16 protein-coding genes are annotated in these 18651 nt (G+C 42.7%); 3 read left to right on the forward strand and 13 right to left on the reverse strand.

Going from position 1 to position 18651, the window contains the following annotated elements; all coding sequences use genetic code 11:
* Positions 1-170: 170 nt before the first annotated feature.
* The 9 genes from RXV91_RS14480 to RXV91_RS14520 all read right to left on the reverse strand — a co-directional run bounded on the left by RXV91_RS14480 (position 171) and on the right by RXV91_RS14520 (position 10251).
* On the reverse strand, positions 171-365 hold the full coding sequence (locus RXV91_RS14480) for a hypothetical protein (protein ID WP_316440431.1): 195 nt from the start codon (positions 363-365) through the stop codon (positions 171-173).
* Positions 366-1179: 814 nt separating this feature from the next.
* Positions 1180-1908, reverse strand: a complete 729-nt coding sequence (locus tag RXV91_RS14485) for a PAS domain-containing protein (RefSeq protein ID WP_316440432.1) — start codon at positions 1906-1908, stop codon at positions 1180-1182.
* A 151-nt stretch (positions 1909-2059) separates the two neighbouring features.
* Positions 2060-2959, reverse strand: a complete 900-nt coding sequence (sdaAA, locus tag RXV91_RS14490) for an L-serine ammonia-lyase, iron-sulfur-dependent, subunit alpha (RefSeq protein ID WP_316440476.1) — start codon at positions 2957-2959, stop codon at positions 2060-2062.
* A gap of 19 nt (positions 2960-2978) precedes the next feature.
* Complete coding sequence (gene sdaAB / locus RXV91_RS14495; protein ID WP_316440433.1) at positions 2979-3632, reverse strand: L-serine ammonia-lyase, iron-sulfur-dependent subunit beta; 654 nt, start codon at positions 3630-3632, stop codon at positions 2979-2981.
* Between the two features lie 366 nt (positions 3633-3998).
* Positions 3999-5279, reverse strand: a complete 1281-nt coding sequence (locus RXV91_RS14500) for an aromatic amino acid transport family protein (RefSeq protein ID WP_316440434.1) — start codon at positions 5277-5279, stop codon at positions 3999-4001.
* 356 nt (positions 5280-5635) lie between these two features.
* Complete coding sequence (serS, locus tag RXV91_RS14505; RefSeq protein ID WP_316440435.1) at positions 5636-6907, reverse strand: serine--tRNA ligase; 1272 nt, start codon at positions 6905-6907, stop codon at positions 5636-5638.
* A gap of 463 nt (positions 6908-7370) precedes the next feature.
* Positions 7371-8984 carry a CTP synthase gene (locus RXV91_RS14510; RefSeq protein ID WP_316440436.1) on the reverse strand — a complete coding sequence of 538 codons (1614 nt, stop codon included), beginning with the start codon at positions 8982-8984 and terminating at the stop codon, positions 7371-7373.
* A 173-nt stretch (positions 8985-9157) separates the two neighbouring features.
* Positions 9158-9766 (reverse strand): DNA-directed RNA polymerase subunit delta, encoded by a 609-nt coding sequence (gene rpoE, locus RXV91_RS14515; protein WP_316440437.1) that lies wholly within the window; start codon positions 9764-9766, stop codon positions 9158-9160.
* Between the two features lie 44 nt (positions 9767-9810).
* Entirely contained in the window at positions 9811-10251 is a 441-nt protein-coding gene (locus tag RXV91_RS14520; RefSeq protein ID WP_316440438.1) for a DUF1934 domain-containing protein, read from the reverse strand.
* Positions 10252-10727: 476 nt separating this feature from the next.
* Here RXV91_RS14520 and RXV91_RS14525 point away from each other — a divergent pair, with 476 nt between their 5' ends.
* Genes RXV91_RS14525 through yidA form a run of 3 tightly spaced genes read left to right on the forward strand, consistent with a single transcriptional unit; the run spans position 10728 to position 13733 of the window.
* Positions 10728-11537 carry a lipoate--protein ligase family protein gene (locus RXV91_RS14525; protein ID WP_316440439.1) on the forward strand — a complete coding sequence of 270 codons (810 nt, stop codon included), beginning with the start codon at positions 10728-10730 and terminating at the stop codon, positions 11535-11537.
* A 14-nt stretch (positions 11538-11551) separates the two neighbouring features.
* The gene (locus tag RXV91_RS14530) at positions 11552-12904 is read left to right on the forward strand and encodes an HD domain-containing protein (protein WP_316440440.1); all 1353 of its coding nucleotides are present in this window, start codon (positions 11552-11554) and stop codon (positions 12902-12904) included.
* Between the two features lie 19 nt (positions 12905-12923).
* Entirely contained in the window at positions 12924-13733 is an 810-nt protein-coding gene (yidA, locus tag RXV91_RS14535) for a sugar-phosphatase (RefSeq protein WP_316440441.1), read from the forward strand.
* A gap of 196 nt (positions 13734-13929) precedes the next feature.
* On the opposite strand, the gene RXV91_RS14540 is transcribed toward yidA, so the two are convergent.
* From RXV91_RS14540 to RXV91_RS14555, 4 genes are all read right to left on the reverse strand, one after another.
* Positions 13930-14916 (reverse strand): hypothetical protein, encoded by a 987-nt coding sequence (locus tag RXV91_RS14540; protein ID WP_316440442.1) that lies wholly within the window; start codon positions 14914-14916, stop codon positions 13930-13932.
* 82 nt (positions 14917-14998) lie between these two features.
* Positions 14999-16021 carry a YdcF family protein gene (locus RXV91_RS14545; RefSeq protein ID WP_316440443.1) on the reverse strand — a complete coding sequence of 341 codons (1023 nt, stop codon included), beginning with the start codon at positions 16019-16021 and terminating at the stop codon, positions 14999-15001.
* Positions 16022-16310: 289 nt separating this feature from the next.
* Positions 16311-17291 carry a ribose-phosphate diphosphokinase gene (locus RXV91_RS14550; RefSeq protein ID WP_003643830.1) on the reverse strand — a complete coding sequence of 327 codons (981 nt, stop codon included), beginning with the start codon at positions 17289-17291 and terminating at the stop codon, positions 16311-16313.
* Positions 17292-17689: 398 nt separating this feature from the next.
* Positions 17690-18514 carry a serine hydrolase gene (locus RXV91_RS14555; RefSeq protein WP_316440444.1) on the reverse strand — a complete coding sequence of 275 codons (825 nt, stop codon included), beginning with the start codon at positions 18512-18514 and terminating at the stop codon, positions 17690-17692.
* Positions 18515-18651 lie beyond the last annotated feature (137 nt).

Here is an 18651-nt window from a genome sequence, read left to right on the forward strand (position 1 = left end):
ATCATTTATGACAGATTAACTAGCACAACGCGTATGTATTATAAAAAATAGAAGAGTGCTAATGCGCGTGATGAATTTCACCGGCATTAGCACTCTCTGGACTGAATTGAACCTGATGGACTATCAGCATTCATAACTAATCACTTCCTTATTTAATTAATAACGCACTGTTACCCATTAATCGCAAGCAGCTGTTCTATATGTTGGGGCTTCATGTTAAGTTCACGCAATTGCAACAATGTCTGCTTCAAGTTCTCATACTCGACTTCCGTATACAAGCGATTCTCAAAGCCAATCTGATAAGCTTCGGCAATTGTAAACAAATCGCGTCGTAACCGGCGCCGAATTTCGTTCGGTGTCAACATTGACATCACCTCCATTTATTATTCATCATAATACCATATCATATGCCGATCAACGGTATATGATACGATTTGATAATCTTTGATAACTGACAAAAATGGTAATCAATCCCCACTACACCAGCCTTTCAGCTTGATCTCAGCTAATAAAAATTGCATGAGATTTATCATGATAATAATCAGTTGATAACCAAACCGATAAAAGCAGTAACAACCCTGTTCTAATACTGCATAAAAATTTTCCGCAGTAATCCTCAAAAACATCATTCTAAATAAATTTTCATAAAAATGGCTGATTTTCAAACCTGAATCCCATGAAAATATATATTATCCTGTTACTAATTTAAATGTCAGGATAGGAAAATGCTAATAAATGAATGTATGCTTCTCTGCTGTCTGATTGTCACGATTGTTTATCTATAGTATACCTTAAAATTCAAGCAGTTTTCAGTCCGTAGGGCGTGACCCTACCGAGTCGTTATTAGGCTCTTAGCCGCAATTTTAGCTGCGTTCGCTGATTGTATGCCATTCCTCCTCAGCAACCAGGCTGATTAGCGGTACTGGCTCTAAGAATGGGGGATTGACCGGTTGCGACTGAATAATGTGTTAATTGGGTCCAGTTCGAAAAAACAAAACTGATTTAAAATGCGTCAGCCAACACACTAATATCCCGTGTTGGCTGACGCATTTTTATAATAACTATGACGATTTGTGGTTGTCAGCAACTCCTACTTAGCTTCTTCAAAGCCTTGTCACCATCACGTCAATTCAATAATGGTGAGCCCTCGATTTAATTAATCGCTTACAATTATTCCGTTCAATTCTGTTGTAAATCCTCATCCTTGACGGTCTGCAAATAACGATACACACTCGGATCAGAAACTTTGAGCACTTTAGCGGCCTCACTAACCGAATCTTTCAATAGGAAGTAACCTTGGTGATATAAGCTACTAACAATTTCCAACTTTTCATTTTGCTTTAAATACTCCACAGAGACCCCATACTTAGCACAGACCGCCTGGGTTACTTCCCGAGCTAAATCAGTGATAGAAGTTGTCAGATGCTCCGGTGCGACAGGCGTGTCATGGGCCATTTCCTTAGTCGGAGTACCTTTAGGCTGATGAATCGTCGGTGAGTTCAAATGCTTGTAACTCGTCATTACCTTCAACACTTGTTCCTGCAAATCATCTAAGGCGCTATCATCCGTGTTGATACAAATCATTCCAACGATTTCACCATCCAATCGCAAAAAGTAAGTTGATGACCGTAGTGAGTGCTTACCTTGCGAAACACCCTTATAGTTAGCTAAATAATCCCGCTTTTCAGCTTTACCGGCCTTCATCGTCCGCAGTGCTAAGTCAGTTGCGGGATCACCAACTTGCCGATGCGATATGTGGGAATTGCGAATCGCCACAACAGAGTGATTCAAATCCAACAAGTCATTCAAGACAACTTCACTACTGGGGCCTAGGATATCTGCTAAAAAATCAACAAACGGAATAAATTCACGCACGTATTCTTGCTCAGCTGTTAATGGTTTTTGCATAACGGCACTCACCTCACTATTTTTTTTACAACATTATGACTTAATATTATTTTATCATACTGATAAAATGTTAATAAATGTAACTGTATAAACATCTAAATAAAAAAGATGATCTCGCTTTTAGTCAGCTCATCATCTTTTCGCGACACTTTTATGCATGAACTTGTGAATTAGTCGATCGCCCAAAAATTTTTTCCTTCATCCGAATACCGGTTGGCGTTGCCGCTAAGCCTCCCAGGCCAGTTTCCCGAAGCGCCTTTGGCAAGCCCTTACCGACTTTATCCATCGCTGCAATGACTTCGTCCGCTGGGATCTTGTTCGTGCAACCAGCCAAAGCCATGTCAGCCGCAATCAACGCATTACCGACCCCAATTGCATTCCGCTTCACACATGGTAACTCAACTAGCCCCGCAACGGGATCACACACTAATCCTAGCAAGTTGCTAATAGCCATCGCCAAAGCCTCAGCACTTTGTTCGGGTGTGCCACCGGCTACTTCAACCGCGGCCGCCGCGCCCATCGCAGAGGCACTGCCAACTTCAGCTTGGCAACCGCCAGTCGCACCAGCAATCCCAGCATTATTAGCAATGACCATCCCAAAGGCCCCAGCTGTAAATAGGAACTGGATCATCTGATCCCGATTTAAGTTCATACGATCCTTCAATGTAAAGATCACACCTGGTAACGTCCCCGTTGATCCAGCCGTTGGTGTCGCACAAACAACTCCCATCGAAGCGTTAACTTCATTAGTTGAAATCGCGTTCTGAACAGCTTGCATCATCGTATCCCCAGATAAAGTGTGCCCTTTTTGACGATACTTTTTCAAGAGAACAGCTTCACCACCAGTTAAACCAGTCGTTGAATAGACCCCGTCGCCAGCAGCCCCCTTATTAACAGCAGCTTCCATGACGTCCAGATTCCGGCCCATCGTGTGCCAGATTTCTTCGCGACTCGTTTGTGATGTTTCCATCTCTTGTTCAATCATTAATTCGTAGATTGGCTTCTTAGTTTCCTTGGCTGCTGTTACTAGTTCTGCTACGCTCATATACATCATAACGAACCTCCCTGATTTATAAGTAAACTAAATTCGCGTGCCCCTGCGCTAATTTTTTGATTTCATCCTGTTTGAGACGGCGATCCAAATCATATTCATATAAATTGCCCCGAGCCGTCTTGTACTGCTGTTGGTCGTTTACTTTAGTCAGGTCAGCCAACTGTTTGGTCACGTGCTGATGGTCATTCTCACCACCCTGAACTAATAAGATAGGAAGCGGCCCTTTCGGTTTAACGTCAAAACCATCCATCTTAATTTCACGAATTTCAATGGTCCCACCGCCAATCGAACATCCAGCGACCGTCACCTGCTTATCATCATTCTTTAAGTCAATGATGGCGGTGTTCGGGTGATTGATTGGACTATCGCCAGGCTCCTCGATAAAGGTAATATTCATTCCCTGATCCCGAGCCAATCCAATGGCATACGGAACCCGGCTGTCGTCAGGATCAAAGCCAAGAATGCCACTAATAATCGCATAATCCGTTCCGTGGCCCTTGTGGGTTTGGGCAAATGATTCATAGTAATGAATGACAATATCTGTCGGTTTCTCCTGAAAAATGCTATTCGCCGCTCGACCAATCGCACACGCCCCCGCAGTATGGGAACTGGAAGGTCCAATCATAATCGGGCCAATAATATCAAAAACACTCTTGTAGTTCACCGTCATTTTAGTCATCCTCCTATTTGAATCATCACGTTAAATTAAGCTTTGGCACGGACAACTGGCGCTTCTTTGCGCATTTATCGTCAGTACACTGTTTCAAAACTTTATCAATCTTGAAGTTACGGCACAAACAAGTACCAAAGTTGTACTGATGAGGAAGCACAAAACCGTTGCCATCAAAGCTTTTATTTCTGAATTGATCCCGCCGTTATGATTAATCCAGCCTCCAGTATGGCCATTCGATTCGCGTACCTGCCCCCAAACACCGTCATGAGAATCTCGTCAATAACACTAGCAACGAGATTTATGACAAAATTGGCTTCAATAATATTAACCAATGTGAATTCATCTCGTATTTTAGTCAGATTACTAAACAAACAATTTGATGATATTGAACAGGATACCACTAACTGCGATTAAGCCAATTACCACAACAAAGACATTACTGTGTTTGCCGGCATATTGCTGTAACTTGGGACTTTTATGAATCGCATACATTGGCATCAAGAACAAGATAAACGCAATGATTGGTCCAATGATGGTTTCAATCATTCCCATAATGGAAGGATTGATCCAGGCGACTATCCAGGCACTTAGTAGCAGAACAAGATCAACAATTGTAGAAACAGTTCGACTTGGAAGCGTCTTGTCGGATTTTTCTTCCATCTTACGAATAATCCCACGTAAGCCTTCACTCGTTCCTAGGTAATGCCCTAAAAAGGACTTGGCGATTGCAATAAAGGCAATCACGGGAGAGACATATTTAATAATTGGACTATTAAAAGCAGTCGCAACGTAATCAAGGATTGAGACATTTTCATTCTTAGCTTCAAGAATTTGATCCGGAGTCAACGCCAAGGTACAGCTAATAACAAAAAACATCGCAACAACGAACATCAATGTTTCAGCTGAAAATAGAATTGTCGAAATCTTCTTATCGACTTTGTCCTTACCATCCCCACTATATTCTTTACGTTCGGCAACGGAAAATGAAGAGATGATCGGCGAATGGTTAAACGAAAAGATCATAACAGGAATAAGTAACCACAAGTTTCCTAAAGTTCCAACCAAATGTCCCCCAGATACAGAACTGGAAAATGTTGAGAGAATTGCGCCATTCCAATGTGGAATAAGATAAAAGGAAAATAGAACGATTACAATAATAAATGGAAAGGCCAGGCCACTCATAACTTTGGTAATCAAAGAGGTACCAAAGCGAGCAATTCCAATGAGGATCCCAACAAGTACTAACGATAACAGCCAACGAGGTGGTGTTTGCATGTGCATTTGGTCAGTAATAAATTTCGATACCGTATTCGTAATAGAAACAGAATAAACTAATAAGATTGGATAAATGGAGAAGAAATAAATAATGGTAAAAAACAATCCAATCTTAAAGCCAAAATGTTGTTCAACAACATCAGTAATGTCATCACCATCATTTTTAGCCGACAAGACAAACCTACTCAGGCCCCTGTGAGCAAAAAACGTGGTTGGTAAAGCCAAAATAAGTATCATGATGATACCAAGAATACCTGCTGTGCCAACCCCAATAGGTAAGAATAACACGCCAGCCCCAATCGCGGTTCCGAACAAACTCAGCATCCAAAAAGTATCATTTTTTCTCCAACCCTTAAATATATTCGTCATTTTTAAGTCTCCTTTTTATAACGTTGTTCTGGTCACACCAGAGAATGTGCTAACATAACCTGCATGAATAACCCTCCTACTGTATTTAACGAACTACGCCACCCGTTGTAAAACACCGCTTTGTGATAAATATCACTTTACCGTCGATGGAAGCCCTTTCTTTTATGATAAAATATTATCACGGCAACAATTATTGTTCATGTGATTTTGATTAAAAATATTAAAATATTTTTAATTTAAATTAAAAAAGATTGAGTTTTCCATAATAATCCCGACTTACGGTCCCCTCAATCCTATTATATTAAGTTTTAAACTCAAATAAATTATTTGAATAATAATTTATTCTCATAATAATTTTATTTTATTTCAGTCATCCCATGCATGTATGGTTGTAATACTGCGGGAATCTTAACGGTCCCATCAGCTTGTTGGAAATTTTCCAAAATCGCCGCCACCGTCCGACCAACAGCCAGCCCGGAACCATTTAGTGTATGAACGTAATCGACCGTCCCATCAGCTTTCCGGTAACGAATCATCGCCCGACGTGCTTGGAAATCTAAGCAATTAGAGCATGAACTGATTTCCCGATAAACGCCCTGTTCTGGCATCCACACTTCAACATCGTAGGTCTTTGCCGATGAGAAACCAGTATCACCCGTTGAAAGCTTGATAACGTGGTATGCAAGCCCTAATTCGCGTAACACTTCTTCGGCATTATCCGTTAATTTTTCGAGCTCATCGTATGAATTCTCTGGTTTACAGTACTTGACCATCTCGACTTTGTGAAATTGGTGCATGCGAATCAAACCCCGAGTATCACGACCAGCACTCCCCGCTTCGGACCGATAACAGGGCGTCATCGCCGTGAAGTACGTTGGTAATTGATCTTCAGATAAGATTTCATTCGCGTAGTAATTGGTCAGCGGTACTTCGGCCGTTGGAATCAGCGTCATTCCAGAAGATTCAACCGTGTAGACGTCTTCTTTGAACTTAGGAAATTGGCCAGTCCCATACATCGTCTGGGCATTCACCAAGTATGGCGGAATAATTTCATGGTACCCTTGCTTTTGCGTGTGCAGATCCAGCATAAAGCTGTAAACCGCACGTTCCAAGAGTGCACCCGCATCCTTATAATAAACAAAGCGCGCGCCCGAAACTTTCGCCGCCCGATCAAAATCCAAAATTCCTAAGTTTTCGCCTAATTCCCAATGAGCTTTTGGTTTAAAATCGAAAGTTGGAATATCGCCGTGCTTTCGCATCTCAACATTGCTATCTTCGTCAGGACCAACTGGTACATCATCCGCAGGTAAGTTAGGAAAACGAATTGCTAAGTAGTGAAGACGCTCATTAACTTCCGTCTGAGCAGCTTCCGTACTCTTAATATCGCCATTCAGCTGTTTGACTTGTTGAATGAGAGCTTGGCCCACTTCCGATTGTGGATCACTTTGGCTAATTTTTTCCGTCAACTGATTCTTCTGTTTCTTCAATCCTTCAACCTTAGTAATCGCATCCCGATTTTGTTGGTCTAACTGTAAATATTCTTCAACCTCAGCTGGATCAACTTTTCGTGTCTGAAGCTTAGCCTTAACGAGTTCTGGGTTATTACGAATAAACTTTGGATTTAACATACGAAAAACCTCCTTAAAATTAAAACGTCCCATAGTCTTCAACTAAAAGACTATGGGACGTTTTTACCAACGTGGTACCACCCAATTTACTGCTCTACGAGTATATCGTCTCACCGCGACCTCTTAAAAACGAGGCCAAACGCTAAATGGTGGATTCATCAGTCCAATCAACCAACTTTCAGCAACCGTTGGCTTTCTAAATAATCAGATTAACTACTAACCCATTATGTTTGCGCTTTCAATTTACACCTATAATTTAGACCTTCTGACGATCATTGTCAATAGTTTTTTATTATCATTTTATTTTTCTATTATCAAGAGAATCATTTATTGTTACCCTGTATTTTTGCAACCCAGTTGTCGCCATAAATATCGGTGACCTAGTCAAGCCCGTGGCCGCCCAATAAAAAAGCACACCAACAATTTGCTGGCGTGCTTTATCCTTAATTCGACTGTACTAAATTTATGCCTTCACTTTACCAGTTTGGTTAGCGGCATCGATGAATGCCTTAAATAACCCTTCTGGACGGTTAGGACGTGACAAGAATTCTGGATGGTATTGTGAGGCTACGAAGAAACGCTTCTTTGGTAATTCAATCACTTCAACGAGCCGGTTGTCAGGCGATGTTCCAGAGAAGACCATGCCCTTAGCAGCCATGGCTTCACGATACTTATTATTGAATTCATAACGGTGACGATGACGTTCCATGACAACTTCTTCGTTATGGTAAGCCTTAGCCGCAACCGTCCCTGGTTTTAACTTGCAAGGGTAAGCACCTAAACGCTGCGTCCCGCCCATATCTTCAACATCTTCTTGGTCGGCCATTAAATCAATAATGTTATCTGGTGTATTTGGATCAATTTCAGCCGAATTAGCATCCTTCAAGTTAAGTACATTGCGGGCAAATTCTACGCTGGCCATTTGCATTCCCAAGCAGATTCCTAAGAATGGCACATCGTTTTCACGTGCATACTTAATCGCAGTGATCTTACCTTCAATCCCCCGATCACCAAAACCACCTGGAACTAAAATACCGTCAGCATCACCCAATAGCTCCTCAACATTTTCTGGAGTGACGTCTTCAGCTGAAATCTTCTTCAAGTCAATGTCAGCATCATCCGTATAACCAGCATGCTTCAATGCTTCCGTCACCGAGATATAAGCATCCTGTAAAGCGACGTATTTCCCGACTAGCGCAATCTTGATCGTCCGTGATAAATTCTGGACATGGTGTTCCAAGTTAATCCATTCGCTCATGTCGGCCTTAGGTGCTTGTACCCCAAAATGATCTAAGACGATCTGATCCATATTTTGTTTCTGAACATTTAATGGAATTGAATAAATTGTCTTAACATCCAAGGATTCAATGACAGCTTCCGGTTCCACATCACAGAAGGACGCAATCTTATTCCGCATTTCCCGCGTAATTGGTTGTTCAGTCCGGACAACTAACATGTTCGGCTGAATCCCGTAACTCCGCAATTCCTTAACAGAATGTTGGGTTGGCTTCGTCTTCATTTCACCAGCTGCCCGCAAGTATGGAATCAACGTAGTATGGATGTAGAAGACATTGTCGGAACCTAAATCACTCTTCATTTGCCGTAACGCTTCAATAAATGGCAAGGATTCGATATCCCCGACCGTCCCACCAATTTCAGTAATGACAATATCTGAATCCGTCGTCGTACCAGCCCGCATGATTTTTTCCTTAATCGCGTTCGTGATATGTGGAATGACTTGTACCGTTGCCCCTAAATAGTCGCCCCGCCGTTCCTTTTGAAGAACTTCAGAATAAATCTTACCGGTCGTAACATTTGAATATTTATTAAGGTTAATGTCGATAAACCGTTCATAATGTCCAAGGTCTAAGTCCGTTTCGGTCCCATCATCGGTCACGAAGACTTCACCGTGTTGATAAGGACTCATCGTACCAGGATCAACGTTGATATAGGGATCAAACTTTTGAATCGTGACCTTTAAGCCCCGGTTCTTCAATAAACGCCCTAGCGAAGCAGCGACGATACCTTTACCAATGGATGACACAACGCCACCAGTTACAAAAATATATTTGGTCATGTGATAACTCCTTAAAGATTTATTTCGTGGGGTGGTATAAATAAAGAAAGCTCCCTATTTCAACAGAAATAGGGAGCTTAATCCGATCGTTTGTCTCAGGTATTTCTACCAGAGAGCCCAAATAAGATAATACAAGGAGATTCCCTTTTCGTCAAGGAAAAATCCTGAAAAGCTTATTTTGATTCGTCTTCTTCGTCATCGTAGTCGTCATCATCATCGTCATCGTTCAACTCTGATAATTGGCCTTCGATACCGTCTGGCAACGTTTCATCAGCAACATCATCGTCTGTGTCATCAACACCGGCAAGTTCATCATACTTGCTACTTGCTGAATCATCGTCATCGTCGTCCGTGTCATCGTCGTCATCAAAGTTATCATCATCTTCGGGATCATCGTCATCATAGTCGATCACGTCATCATCATCCCCGGCATCAGCCAAGAAGGCGTTAACCTTCTTACGCTTCTTGCGCTTAGGCCGATCCTCATCTTCGTCATCGTCCGTATGGATTACGGCTTCGTCAATGGATTCAAATGGGTACCATGCACGCAGGCCCCACATATTGTCACCGAGCGAAATGAAACTACCGTCGATATTAAGATCGGTATAAAATTGTGATAAACGCTCCCGAATTTCTTCGTCGCTTTTACCTAAATATGATTGCACAGCGTTGGTCAAGTCGGCAAAAGCCATCACATCACCATGTTGTGATAAGATCGCGTGAGCAACCTCGATTAAAGATAATTCGGACTTTTTTTGTCCATCAAATTGTTTTAGTTCCAAACTGGTGCACGTCCTTTCCACAGTTTATAGTACATAATACCAAATTAAGCCGTGAATTGCAATCGTAACTTGTAGTTACCAAGTAACTGTTCACCCGCATATAAATCATAATCGACATTCACTTCACCCGAAAACGGCCGTTCCCGTAACCGTACCCGTAACATCGGTGTCACCGTCTCAACTGGTAACATCCCCATTGGCGTCTGATAATGTGCGCGTACCCGTTTACCATTTGAAAAGTGCAAGCGCAGCCGATTCTCCGCACTTCGAGTTAATACAACATCCCCATTGGCTGCCAACTTGATCGTCACTGGAATGGGTTCTGGTGCATCATCATTAACTTCTTTGTACCGCAAATAAAATGCGCTCCCCATCTGAACTAATTGGCCATCGACATCTAACGCATAATTCGCCGTATCACCATCTTGTCGTGCCCGTGTTTCTAAGTGAATCGCCACTGGAACACCAGTTGTTAAATCATCCATATTTGGACCTCCTAATCGTTCAAACTCACACGCTGAATCGCTCGCCTACGATCACCGTGTACCACACTAGCTATTTTAGCTTGTTATCTTTTCAACGTTCACGATTTCGCACGTAATCGTACACTCATCGTAAAACTTCCTGTTTAATTATAAGCCATTCATGCTGAAATAACTAAAAATAGGACTAAAAGCATCCTGGAATTCAACTGACCTTTGCCACTCATTATCAGCAACACAATGATCTAGACTTAGGCCAAAGTTCATGTCTCAAATAGCTTCCGAGCAGGACTGCATTCAAATGGGCCAGTGCAACAATGTTTCATGATGATAAAGCAACACTTATTGCGTCAATTTAACCGCTGCAATGCAACGGTTGCACTTTTCTAGTATAATTAGGGATGATACGAACAACGATGGCGTTTTCACATTCCTACTTGCCTAACGTTCGGTAATATCGGATAACGGGGTGACTTTTTTTGACAGAACCAACCATCGCAACTTTAAGCCAAAAATATGAACCAGCAGCTATGCTGGACAGTTTTGCCTACACCAATGCCTTGCTCTGGCTCACGGCGGAACGTCAGCAACCTATCGTACATTTTTGGCAATTACAGCCAACCGTTATCCTTGGCTTATTAGATCAACGACTACCACAACTTGCCACTGGATTAGCACAATTACGCGCTGCTAACCATCAGGTCATGCTTCGTAATTCCGGCGGATTAGCTGTCGTTGCTGACCCCGGCGTACTCAACATCTCGTTATTCTTACCAGCAACGCGCGAGCGCTATTCTATTACAGCAGCTTATCAATTAATGGTCGATTATGTTCAAGCAGTCTGGCCGCAATTAAGCATCGTTACTGGTGAAATCACGTGCTCATACTGCCCTGGTGATTATGATTTAAGTATCGCCGGCCGAAAAATCGCTGGGATGTCGCAACGCCGAACTGCCAACGCACTGGTTATCATGCTTTACGTAAGCATTGACGGTAACCAAACAGCCCGGAGTCAGCTTATCCAACACTTTTATCAAGTCAGCTTAGCAGGTCAACATGACAAGCGTTTTCCAGACGTTGATCCACAAGTCATGACGACCGTTGCCGATCAGCTGGCAACGCCTTATGATGTCGCCGAAGCGCAGCATCGTTTCATGGCTGTCTTGGCACAGTATGGTCTGGTTGACACAACGAGTTTACCGTTGGTCACCGAAGAACCTGAATTTCAAGCACACTTAAATCAAGCCTATCAACAAATGCAGCGACGACAACAACGCCTGCATCACTGAAAGAAGGAATTAATTTGGCTTATCGCCAGCAATTATTGCCCATGGAAAAGGTCTTTCGCGACCCGGTTCATGATTATATTTATGTTCAACACCAAGTCATTCTTGATTTGATCAACACTTCCGAATTCCAACGGTTACGCCGAATTAAACAACTTGGAACGACCTCGTTGACCTTTCACGGGGCGGAACACTCCCGTTTTGGTCATTGTCTTGGCGTTTACGAAATCACTCGCCGAATCTGTGATAATTTCGAACGTAACTATCCGACCCAGGCTCCTGGCGACGGTGGTTGGGACGATCATGAACGGCTAGTAGCGTTATGTGCCGCACTATTACACGATATCGGGCATGGCCCTTACTCACACACGTTCGAGCATATTTTCCACACCGACCATGAGTCCCTAACTGTTCAAATCTTGACGTCACCTGAAACTGAAGTTAATCAAGTTTTACAACAGGTCTCGCCAGACTTCCCTGCTCAGGTTGCAGCGGTTATTCAGAAAACATATCCCAATCCCCAAGTTGTTCAGATGATTTCGAGTCAAATTGACGCTGACCGTATGGACTACCTCTTGCGGGATTCCTATTTTACTGGCACTAACTATGGTAATTTTGACCTGACACGCATTTTACGCGTCATGAAACCATACCCGGGTGGGATTACATTTGCCATGGAAGGTATGCATGCCGTTGAGGACTACATCGTCAGCCGGTTTCAGATGTACATGCAAGTCTATTTCCATCCAGTATCACGTTCCATGGAAGTCATTTTGGATCGCCTACTCGAACGTGCTAATGACCTTTATCAAAGTCACGCGGTCGATGCTGAAGCCACCCCAGTAATGTTATTACCATTTTTCAACAATAACTTTACGTTGCACGATTATTTACGCTTAGATGATGGTGTCTTAAATACTTATTTCAGCCATTGGCGCGACAGCCGTGATCAAATTCTCGCCGATCTGGCCACCCGCTTCTTAGATCGCCGTCCACTAAAGTCGGCTCGCGTTGATGGGACGACCCAGCCATTAATTCCAGCGTTGCAAAAACTAATTGAACAAGCTGGTTTTGATGCGCACTATTACACCGATACCAATGATAGTTACGATTTACCTTATGATGCCTATGATCCCAAGATGAAGAAACCCCGCACTCAAATCGAATTACAACAAAAAGACGGCTCATTACTGGAACTATCAACTGTCAGTGACCTAGTACGTGCCATCACCGGGAAGGTCTCCGGTGATCAGCGCTTCTTTTTCCCGAAAGAGATGCTCAGTGAGAACGCTGAAAACGACCTATTTAAGCCAATCTATCAAGAATTTCAACAATATATTTTGAATGATCGTCTAGTCGTCCCACACTAATTTTGGAGGAATTACAATCATGTCAGTCAAACTTATCGCCATCGATATGGATGGTACCTTACTCAACGAACACAGTGAACTAAATCTCGCAACTATTCAGGCGGTCCACGATGCCAATGCTCAAGGAATCAAAGTGGTGATTTGTACCGGACGACCATTAAGTGGCGTGACCCCCTTTTTGAAACAACTAGGACTCACTGGTGAAGATAATTACGTCATCACTTTTAACGGCTCAATGGTGCAAACGATTACCGGTAACATCATTACTGGCCTCACCTTGTCACATAACGATTACATCGACATCGAAACACTCAGTCGTAAACTCAATGTCCATTGCCACGTTGAAAGTGAGGATCATATTTATACCGCTAATCGCAACATCAGTCCTTACACGGTTGGCGAAAGTGCCTTGGTAAACATGCCGATTCGTTTTCGAACCCCGGAAGAAATGCGCCCCGATTTGCCAATCGTCAAGTGCATGTTCATCGATCATGGTCCGTTGCTAACGGCTGCCATTGAACAATTACCAACAGCATTTTCAGAACGTTTCACCATTGTTCGCTCTGAAGCATACTTCCTAGAATTCATGAATCCGGCCGCAAGCAAAGGTAATGCCTTAAAAACCTTGGCCGCTCATTTACATTTAACTGCTGATGAAGTCATGGCCATTGGTGATCAGGGCAATGATTTGAGCATGCTGCGCTACGCTACTAATAGTGTTGCGATGGGTAACGCAATTGATGAAGCTAAGCAAATTGCCCGTTACGAGACTAAGACTAATATTGATGATGGCGTCGCACATGCCATTGAAACGTGGGCATTATCATAATTTAGCACGATTCAAAATTTTAAAGCAGCGCCAATTGCTCGTTAAAAAAACAAGCAATTGGCGCTGCTTTTTACATTGTTAGCCAAATATATTCAGAACTATCAACTACGCTGAGCACTAAGCAATTGTCAATAATTCAGTAAAACGTCAAAAAGTGACCGTCAACAAATTGTTGATGGTCACTTTATTATTTTCGTTATTCAAAACTACCAGTCGCACTATTTTCCTTAGTGACATTACCACTATCAGGATAGTAACGATAGGTATCCGTTACTGTCTTAGAGGCCGAAGAACTAGCTGCATCCGCCGCATAAATCGCGCTAATTTGATAGTAAGCGCTAGTCTCCTTGGTAATATTAAATTCAGTATCTGAAGCAAATGTGACTCCAGACGCATCTTGGAACTGTTTAATAATCGCCGAAGTCGTCAGTTCCGAAGAACTACTACCGGCAGACGTGCTGTTATTCGACGAACTTGTCATTGTTGAAGTGTCAGCGCTAGTGCTATCAGTACTACTGGAAGTCGCACTACTATCACTAGAACTAGTTACTGTACTCGAACTAACAACCGTTGAGCTGTCACTACCAGAACTCGTTGATTGTGACGCTTCATAATTCATAATGGCTTGTTTCATGACCAAAGCTTTTTTTTGTAATTCCTTGATAACTGGATGTATGGCTTGCACACTATCCAACTTATCAATATTGGCCTTCGCAGTGGCCAAATCATGGATACTTAATTCATCACGAGCAGCGTTATAGTAACCATTGGCTAACTTAACCGCCTGATACTGTCTAACTAACTTTTGCCGGGCAACAATAAAGCTGGCGTCAGTCGTACCATCATAGCTACTTAACGTATCAAAATAACCCTTAGCGAGACTGAGCTGATTATTTTCAAGCGCTTCTTCGGCTTCTTGATAGTATTTCAACCCAGTTGCTAATGTTTTGACTGCTGTATTTGGTTCGGAAACCCGCGCTAGTGTCTTCCGAGCAGCGGCAATTTTTTGTTGCGAAATTTGCTGATCAGCTTTGGTTATAACGGCCGTTGTACTATTATCAGTAGCGGTCGTGGCCGAACTTGCGGTTACGCCTCCGGTATTTTTGGCGCAACCTGAGAGTGTGAATAATCCTAGTAGGACGATCACAATCAGCGGCCAAGATGCTCGATAGGCATGATCCACGGCAAACCCCTCCTTTTTATCATCCCCCATTATACCATTAATCGTGGTTGCGTTTTTTTAAAAGTTCCGAGTGATAGCCTTACTAAATTATCCGAACCAACGCCGCCACATAACAAACTGCTAAGCTAAGGACAACCGCTAAGTTGGCCCACCGGTACAGCACAATTAAAGCCAAATATTCCCGAAACATGGCAAACGGCAAGTAATAGAGGGGCGTTCGTGCACCAATTCCTATCAAATTAAGGTGCAGTTGACGCGCAAAAATATTAGCACGGAGCACGTGGTACCCGCTAGTGACAATCACCGCTCGATAAAAGGGTTGTTGTCGCACTATCAAAGTATGTGAAAATTGCAAGTTCTCAATCGTTGAGGTTGATTGATTTTCTTCTTGAATCGTATCCCGTGGTACCCCATGATCAATCAGATACTGACGCATTGCGGTACTTTCCGCCATAACTTCATCGGCGCCCTGCCCACCAGAAACAACGATCGTGACGGGTTGATGATAGCGGGCGCGCTGCTGATAGTAGTACTTGGCCGCCGCCTGAAGCCGATATGCCAGTGTGCGGGTTGGCTGTCCATTAGGCATTAATCCCGCCCCCAACACGATGATATGATCAATTTGTCGGCGACGTCCTAGTCTAGTTGTGACACACGCCAATAAGTACGCCACAAAACTAAACGTAAAATAAGCCGTTAATAACAAGGCTAAGCCCAACAATTGCCACAGCCGACGCGAATTCCAAGACAACAAGTTGATTCCCGATAAAGCAAGCATCACAACTAGCAAGCCACCCACGATTGCTAACAAACTGTAATGGAACGCCCAGCCTTCTTTGCGAATTAACCGATAACTATACCGAACGAAACTAATACCCACAACTAAGATTACGATTGGCAATAACGTGTAAGCTGCAATTTTCGCACCGACCAGCATGAACTGCCACGTGGGGCTTGCTTGGGAACTGAAACGATAGTAAGCGCTTAATAAAAAACCAATGATTGCAATTAAAAATAGATGCCCGGTTAGCCAGTGGCGTCGATCCGTCAATTGTAAGGTCAACCCACTAACCATGGCCAAACTCCCCCAATAAAATGGTGTCATGGCAACACCCCCTTAACTTATATTTTAATCATTTTCAAAATTCGTGCTAGTCATTCATGAATAAAAAAAGCGTCGGTAACCCGACGTCGGCTTGCATTATCCGTTCCGTACTATCACCTAATGCCTAGTGAAACGCACCAAAACGAAAAATTCGTTGATATACGGCGTCCAGTCCACTCTTAATTAGGTGACAATCCGCACTAGATAACACTTTTACTTTACCACTTTTGCCTATTACTGCAACCTAAAAAGCGCCAAATCAGCAGTTGCTAATTTGACACTTTATTAATCAATTTTCTTCGTTATGGAAACGATTCTTAAATAATGGACTAACTGGTTTATTTTCATGGATAAACTTGATTGCTTGACCCATTAATTGACCAACTGAAACTTGTTCAATCTTATCGATTCGTTTAGCAGCTGGTAGCTCGATTGAATCCGTCACAACTAATTTCTTAATTGGTGACTTTTCAATCCGTTCGATGGCAGGGCCTGACAGAACTGGATGCGTACAACTGGCATAAACTTCCGTTGCCCCCGCATCAACCAAAGCTTGGGCCCCTAAAGTAATCGTTCCGGCCGTATCAATCATATCATCAATCATGATGGCCCGCTTACCCTTAACATCACCAATAATATTCATAACCTCAGCAACGTTAGCACGTGGCCGACGCTTATCAATGATTGCAATGGGGGCTTTCAAGAATTCAGCTAATTTACGTGCCCGAGTCACACCACCGTGGTCAGGTGAAACAACCACAGCATTTTCATCCAAGTGGTGGTTCAGGAAGTAGTCAGCTAACAGTGGCGCACCCATTAAGTGATCCAATGGGATATCGAAAAAGCCTTGAATTTGGGCAGCATGAAGGTCAAGTGCCAAAATCCGCGTTGCACCAGCTGTTTCCAACATGTTTGCAACTAACTTAGCGGTAATTGGTTCGCGAGAACGTGCTTTACGATCTTGTCGTGCATACCCATAATAAGGAATAACCACGTTAATGGTCTTGGCACTGGCGCGACGTAAGGCGTCAATCATAATCAATAGCTCCATCAAATTGTCATTAACGGGAGCGGAAGTTGATTGAATGATATAAACTTGGTCACCACGAATACTTTCCTCAATGTTAATGCGAATTTCGCCATCGCTAAAGCGATCGACCGAAGTCTTACCTAACTTAACTCCAACGGCGTCCGCGATTTTTTCTGCCAATGGTTTATTTGAATTCAAAGCAAAGATTTTTAACTTTGGATCAAAATACTGTTCTGACATAATTTCCTCCATTCGAAAATTTATTACTTACTAAATAATAGGCATTTTACTAGTGAAAATCAAGCCCCAACAACAAGGCAAAATTGCGTAAGACTGGGCTGGAAGCACGACATTCGGCAATCTAAGCCCCTTCATAAATAAAGATTAAAGTTTCGTGAGGTCAGTTAACCAGGCTACCGTAGAATAAACTCAACTAATGATACCGCTATCAGTTGTAATTAATATTGATACCTAGCTTAGAATAATAATGATACGGTTATTCAGTTATCTGAATGTCGCTTACATTACCTGGCTAACTTCCAATTTGCTGGCACCGCACAAATACCTATCGATAGCTATTGCCTAGTTTTCACCACTTTGAATAAGCCATCCAGGGCTGACCACAACTCCATCATATTTCAACGGTGCTGGTTCAAATAATTCACCACATCACGACCCAAGCGATTCATCCCTTGATATTGCTGATACTGATGCCCACCCTGAGCCATGACAACGATACTGTACGACCCTTGCTTGGTTTTAAAAATTGCCGCATCATTTTGTACGCCCTTATCTGGATATTCACCAGTCTTATTATAAACCGTAGCATGTTTGACAAGGTACGGTAACTTACTATGATTGCGACAGCCTTTAAGTAAGGTCAACATCTTTGTATCATATGACTTACCTAACAATTTATGTTGATAGACTAACGTCAAGAATCGTGTCAGATCAGTCACTGAAGTATAATTATCGCGGCCATGACGCAACGCGTTGGTATCAAGCATATAGCGTTGTAAAACCGTTTGTTTGAATTGATAACGCCTGATGGTTGCGTTAATCGTCTTAAAGCCCCCGGCACGCTTGATTAACCGATTGGCTGCGCTATTATCAGAATTGTGAATCATTAACTTTAAATCACTTTGATCCTGCCTCGTCAGCCGTAACTTTCGTTGCTGCACACGCCGATAAATCGTTAGCATGACATAAACTTTGATCGTACTAGCTGAGCGTTGTCGAATAACGTGCTGATTTCCCGTTTGAACAGCCAACTTGCGCTTACCTAACCGAGTCACCTTGACCGACCAACGACCACCTAGCGATTTCAAATCACGGTGTACTATTTTTTTGACCGCCGCCTGTTCGTTTTTAATACTAGTAGCATGCACTGGTGTTGCCCAGTACAAACAACTAAAAAATACCAAGCCACAAATAATGTCACGTATCCACCGCTTCTTTTGCATTCAAGCGCCTCCAAGTTCCTCTCCATTCCAAACATTTCCCTATCAATTATACCAATTTCACAACTCGAATAAAATCGTCCATTTGACACTATCGTTAACTTATAATCAAAAAAACTATCCAAGCAAGCGCGCACTTG

This window comes from Lactiplantibacillus sp. DA1 (assembly GCF_032681335.1).
Taxonomy (GTDB): Bacteria; Bacillota; Bacilli; order Lactobacillales; family Lactobacillaceae; genus Lactiplantibacillus.

Excerpts from the sequence above, each read along its gene's own strand:
- RXV91_RS14480 (WP_316440431.1), bottom strand. The coding sequence starts at position 365 with ATGTTGACACCGAACGAAATTCGGCGCCGGTTACGACGCGATTTGTTT.
- RXV91_RS14485 (WP_316440432.1), bottom strand. The coding sequence starts at position 1,908 with ATGCAAAAACCATTAACAGCTGAGCAAGAATACGTGCGTGAATTTATT.
- sdaAA (WP_316440476.1), bottom strand. The coding sequence starts at position 2,959 with ATGTATATGAGCGTAGCAGAACTAGTAACAGCAGCCAAGGAAACTAAG.
- sdaAB (WP_316440433.1), bottom strand. The coding sequence starts at position 3,632 with ATGACGGTGAACTACAAGAGTGTTTTTGATATTATTGGCCCGATTATG.
- RXV91_RS14500 (WP_316440434.1), bottom strand. The coding sequence starts at position 5,279 with ATGACGAATATATTTAAGGGTTGGAGAAAAAATGATACTTTTTGGATG.
- serS (WP_316440435.1), bottom strand. The coding sequence starts at position 6,907 with ATGTTAAATCCAAAGTTTATTCGTAATAACCCAGAACTCGTTAAGGCT.
- RXV91_RS14510 (WP_316440436.1), bottom strand. The coding sequence starts at position 8,984 with ATGACCAAATATATTTTTGTAACTGGTGGCGTTGTGTCATCCATTGGT.
- RXV91_RS14520 (WP_316440438.1), bottom strand. The coding sequence starts at position 10,251 with ATGGATGATTTAACAACTGGTGTTCCAGTGGCGATTCACTTAGAAACA.
- yidA (WP_316440441.1), top strand. The coding sequence starts at position 12,924 with ATGTCAGTCAAACTTATCGCCATCGATATGGATGGTACCTTACTCAAC.
- RXV91_RS14545 (WP_316440443.1), bottom strand. The coding sequence starts at position 16,021 with ATGACACCATTTTATTGGGGGAGTTTGGCCATGGTTAGTGGGTTGACC.
- RXV91_RS14550 (WP_003643830.1), bottom strand. The coding sequence starts at position 17,291 with ATGTCAGAACAGTATTTTGATCCAAAGTTAAAAATCTTTGCTTTGAAT.
- RXV91_RS14555 (WP_316440444.1), bottom strand. The coding sequence starts at position 18,514 with ATGCAAAAGAAGCGGTGGATACGTGACATTATTTGTGGCTTGGTATTT.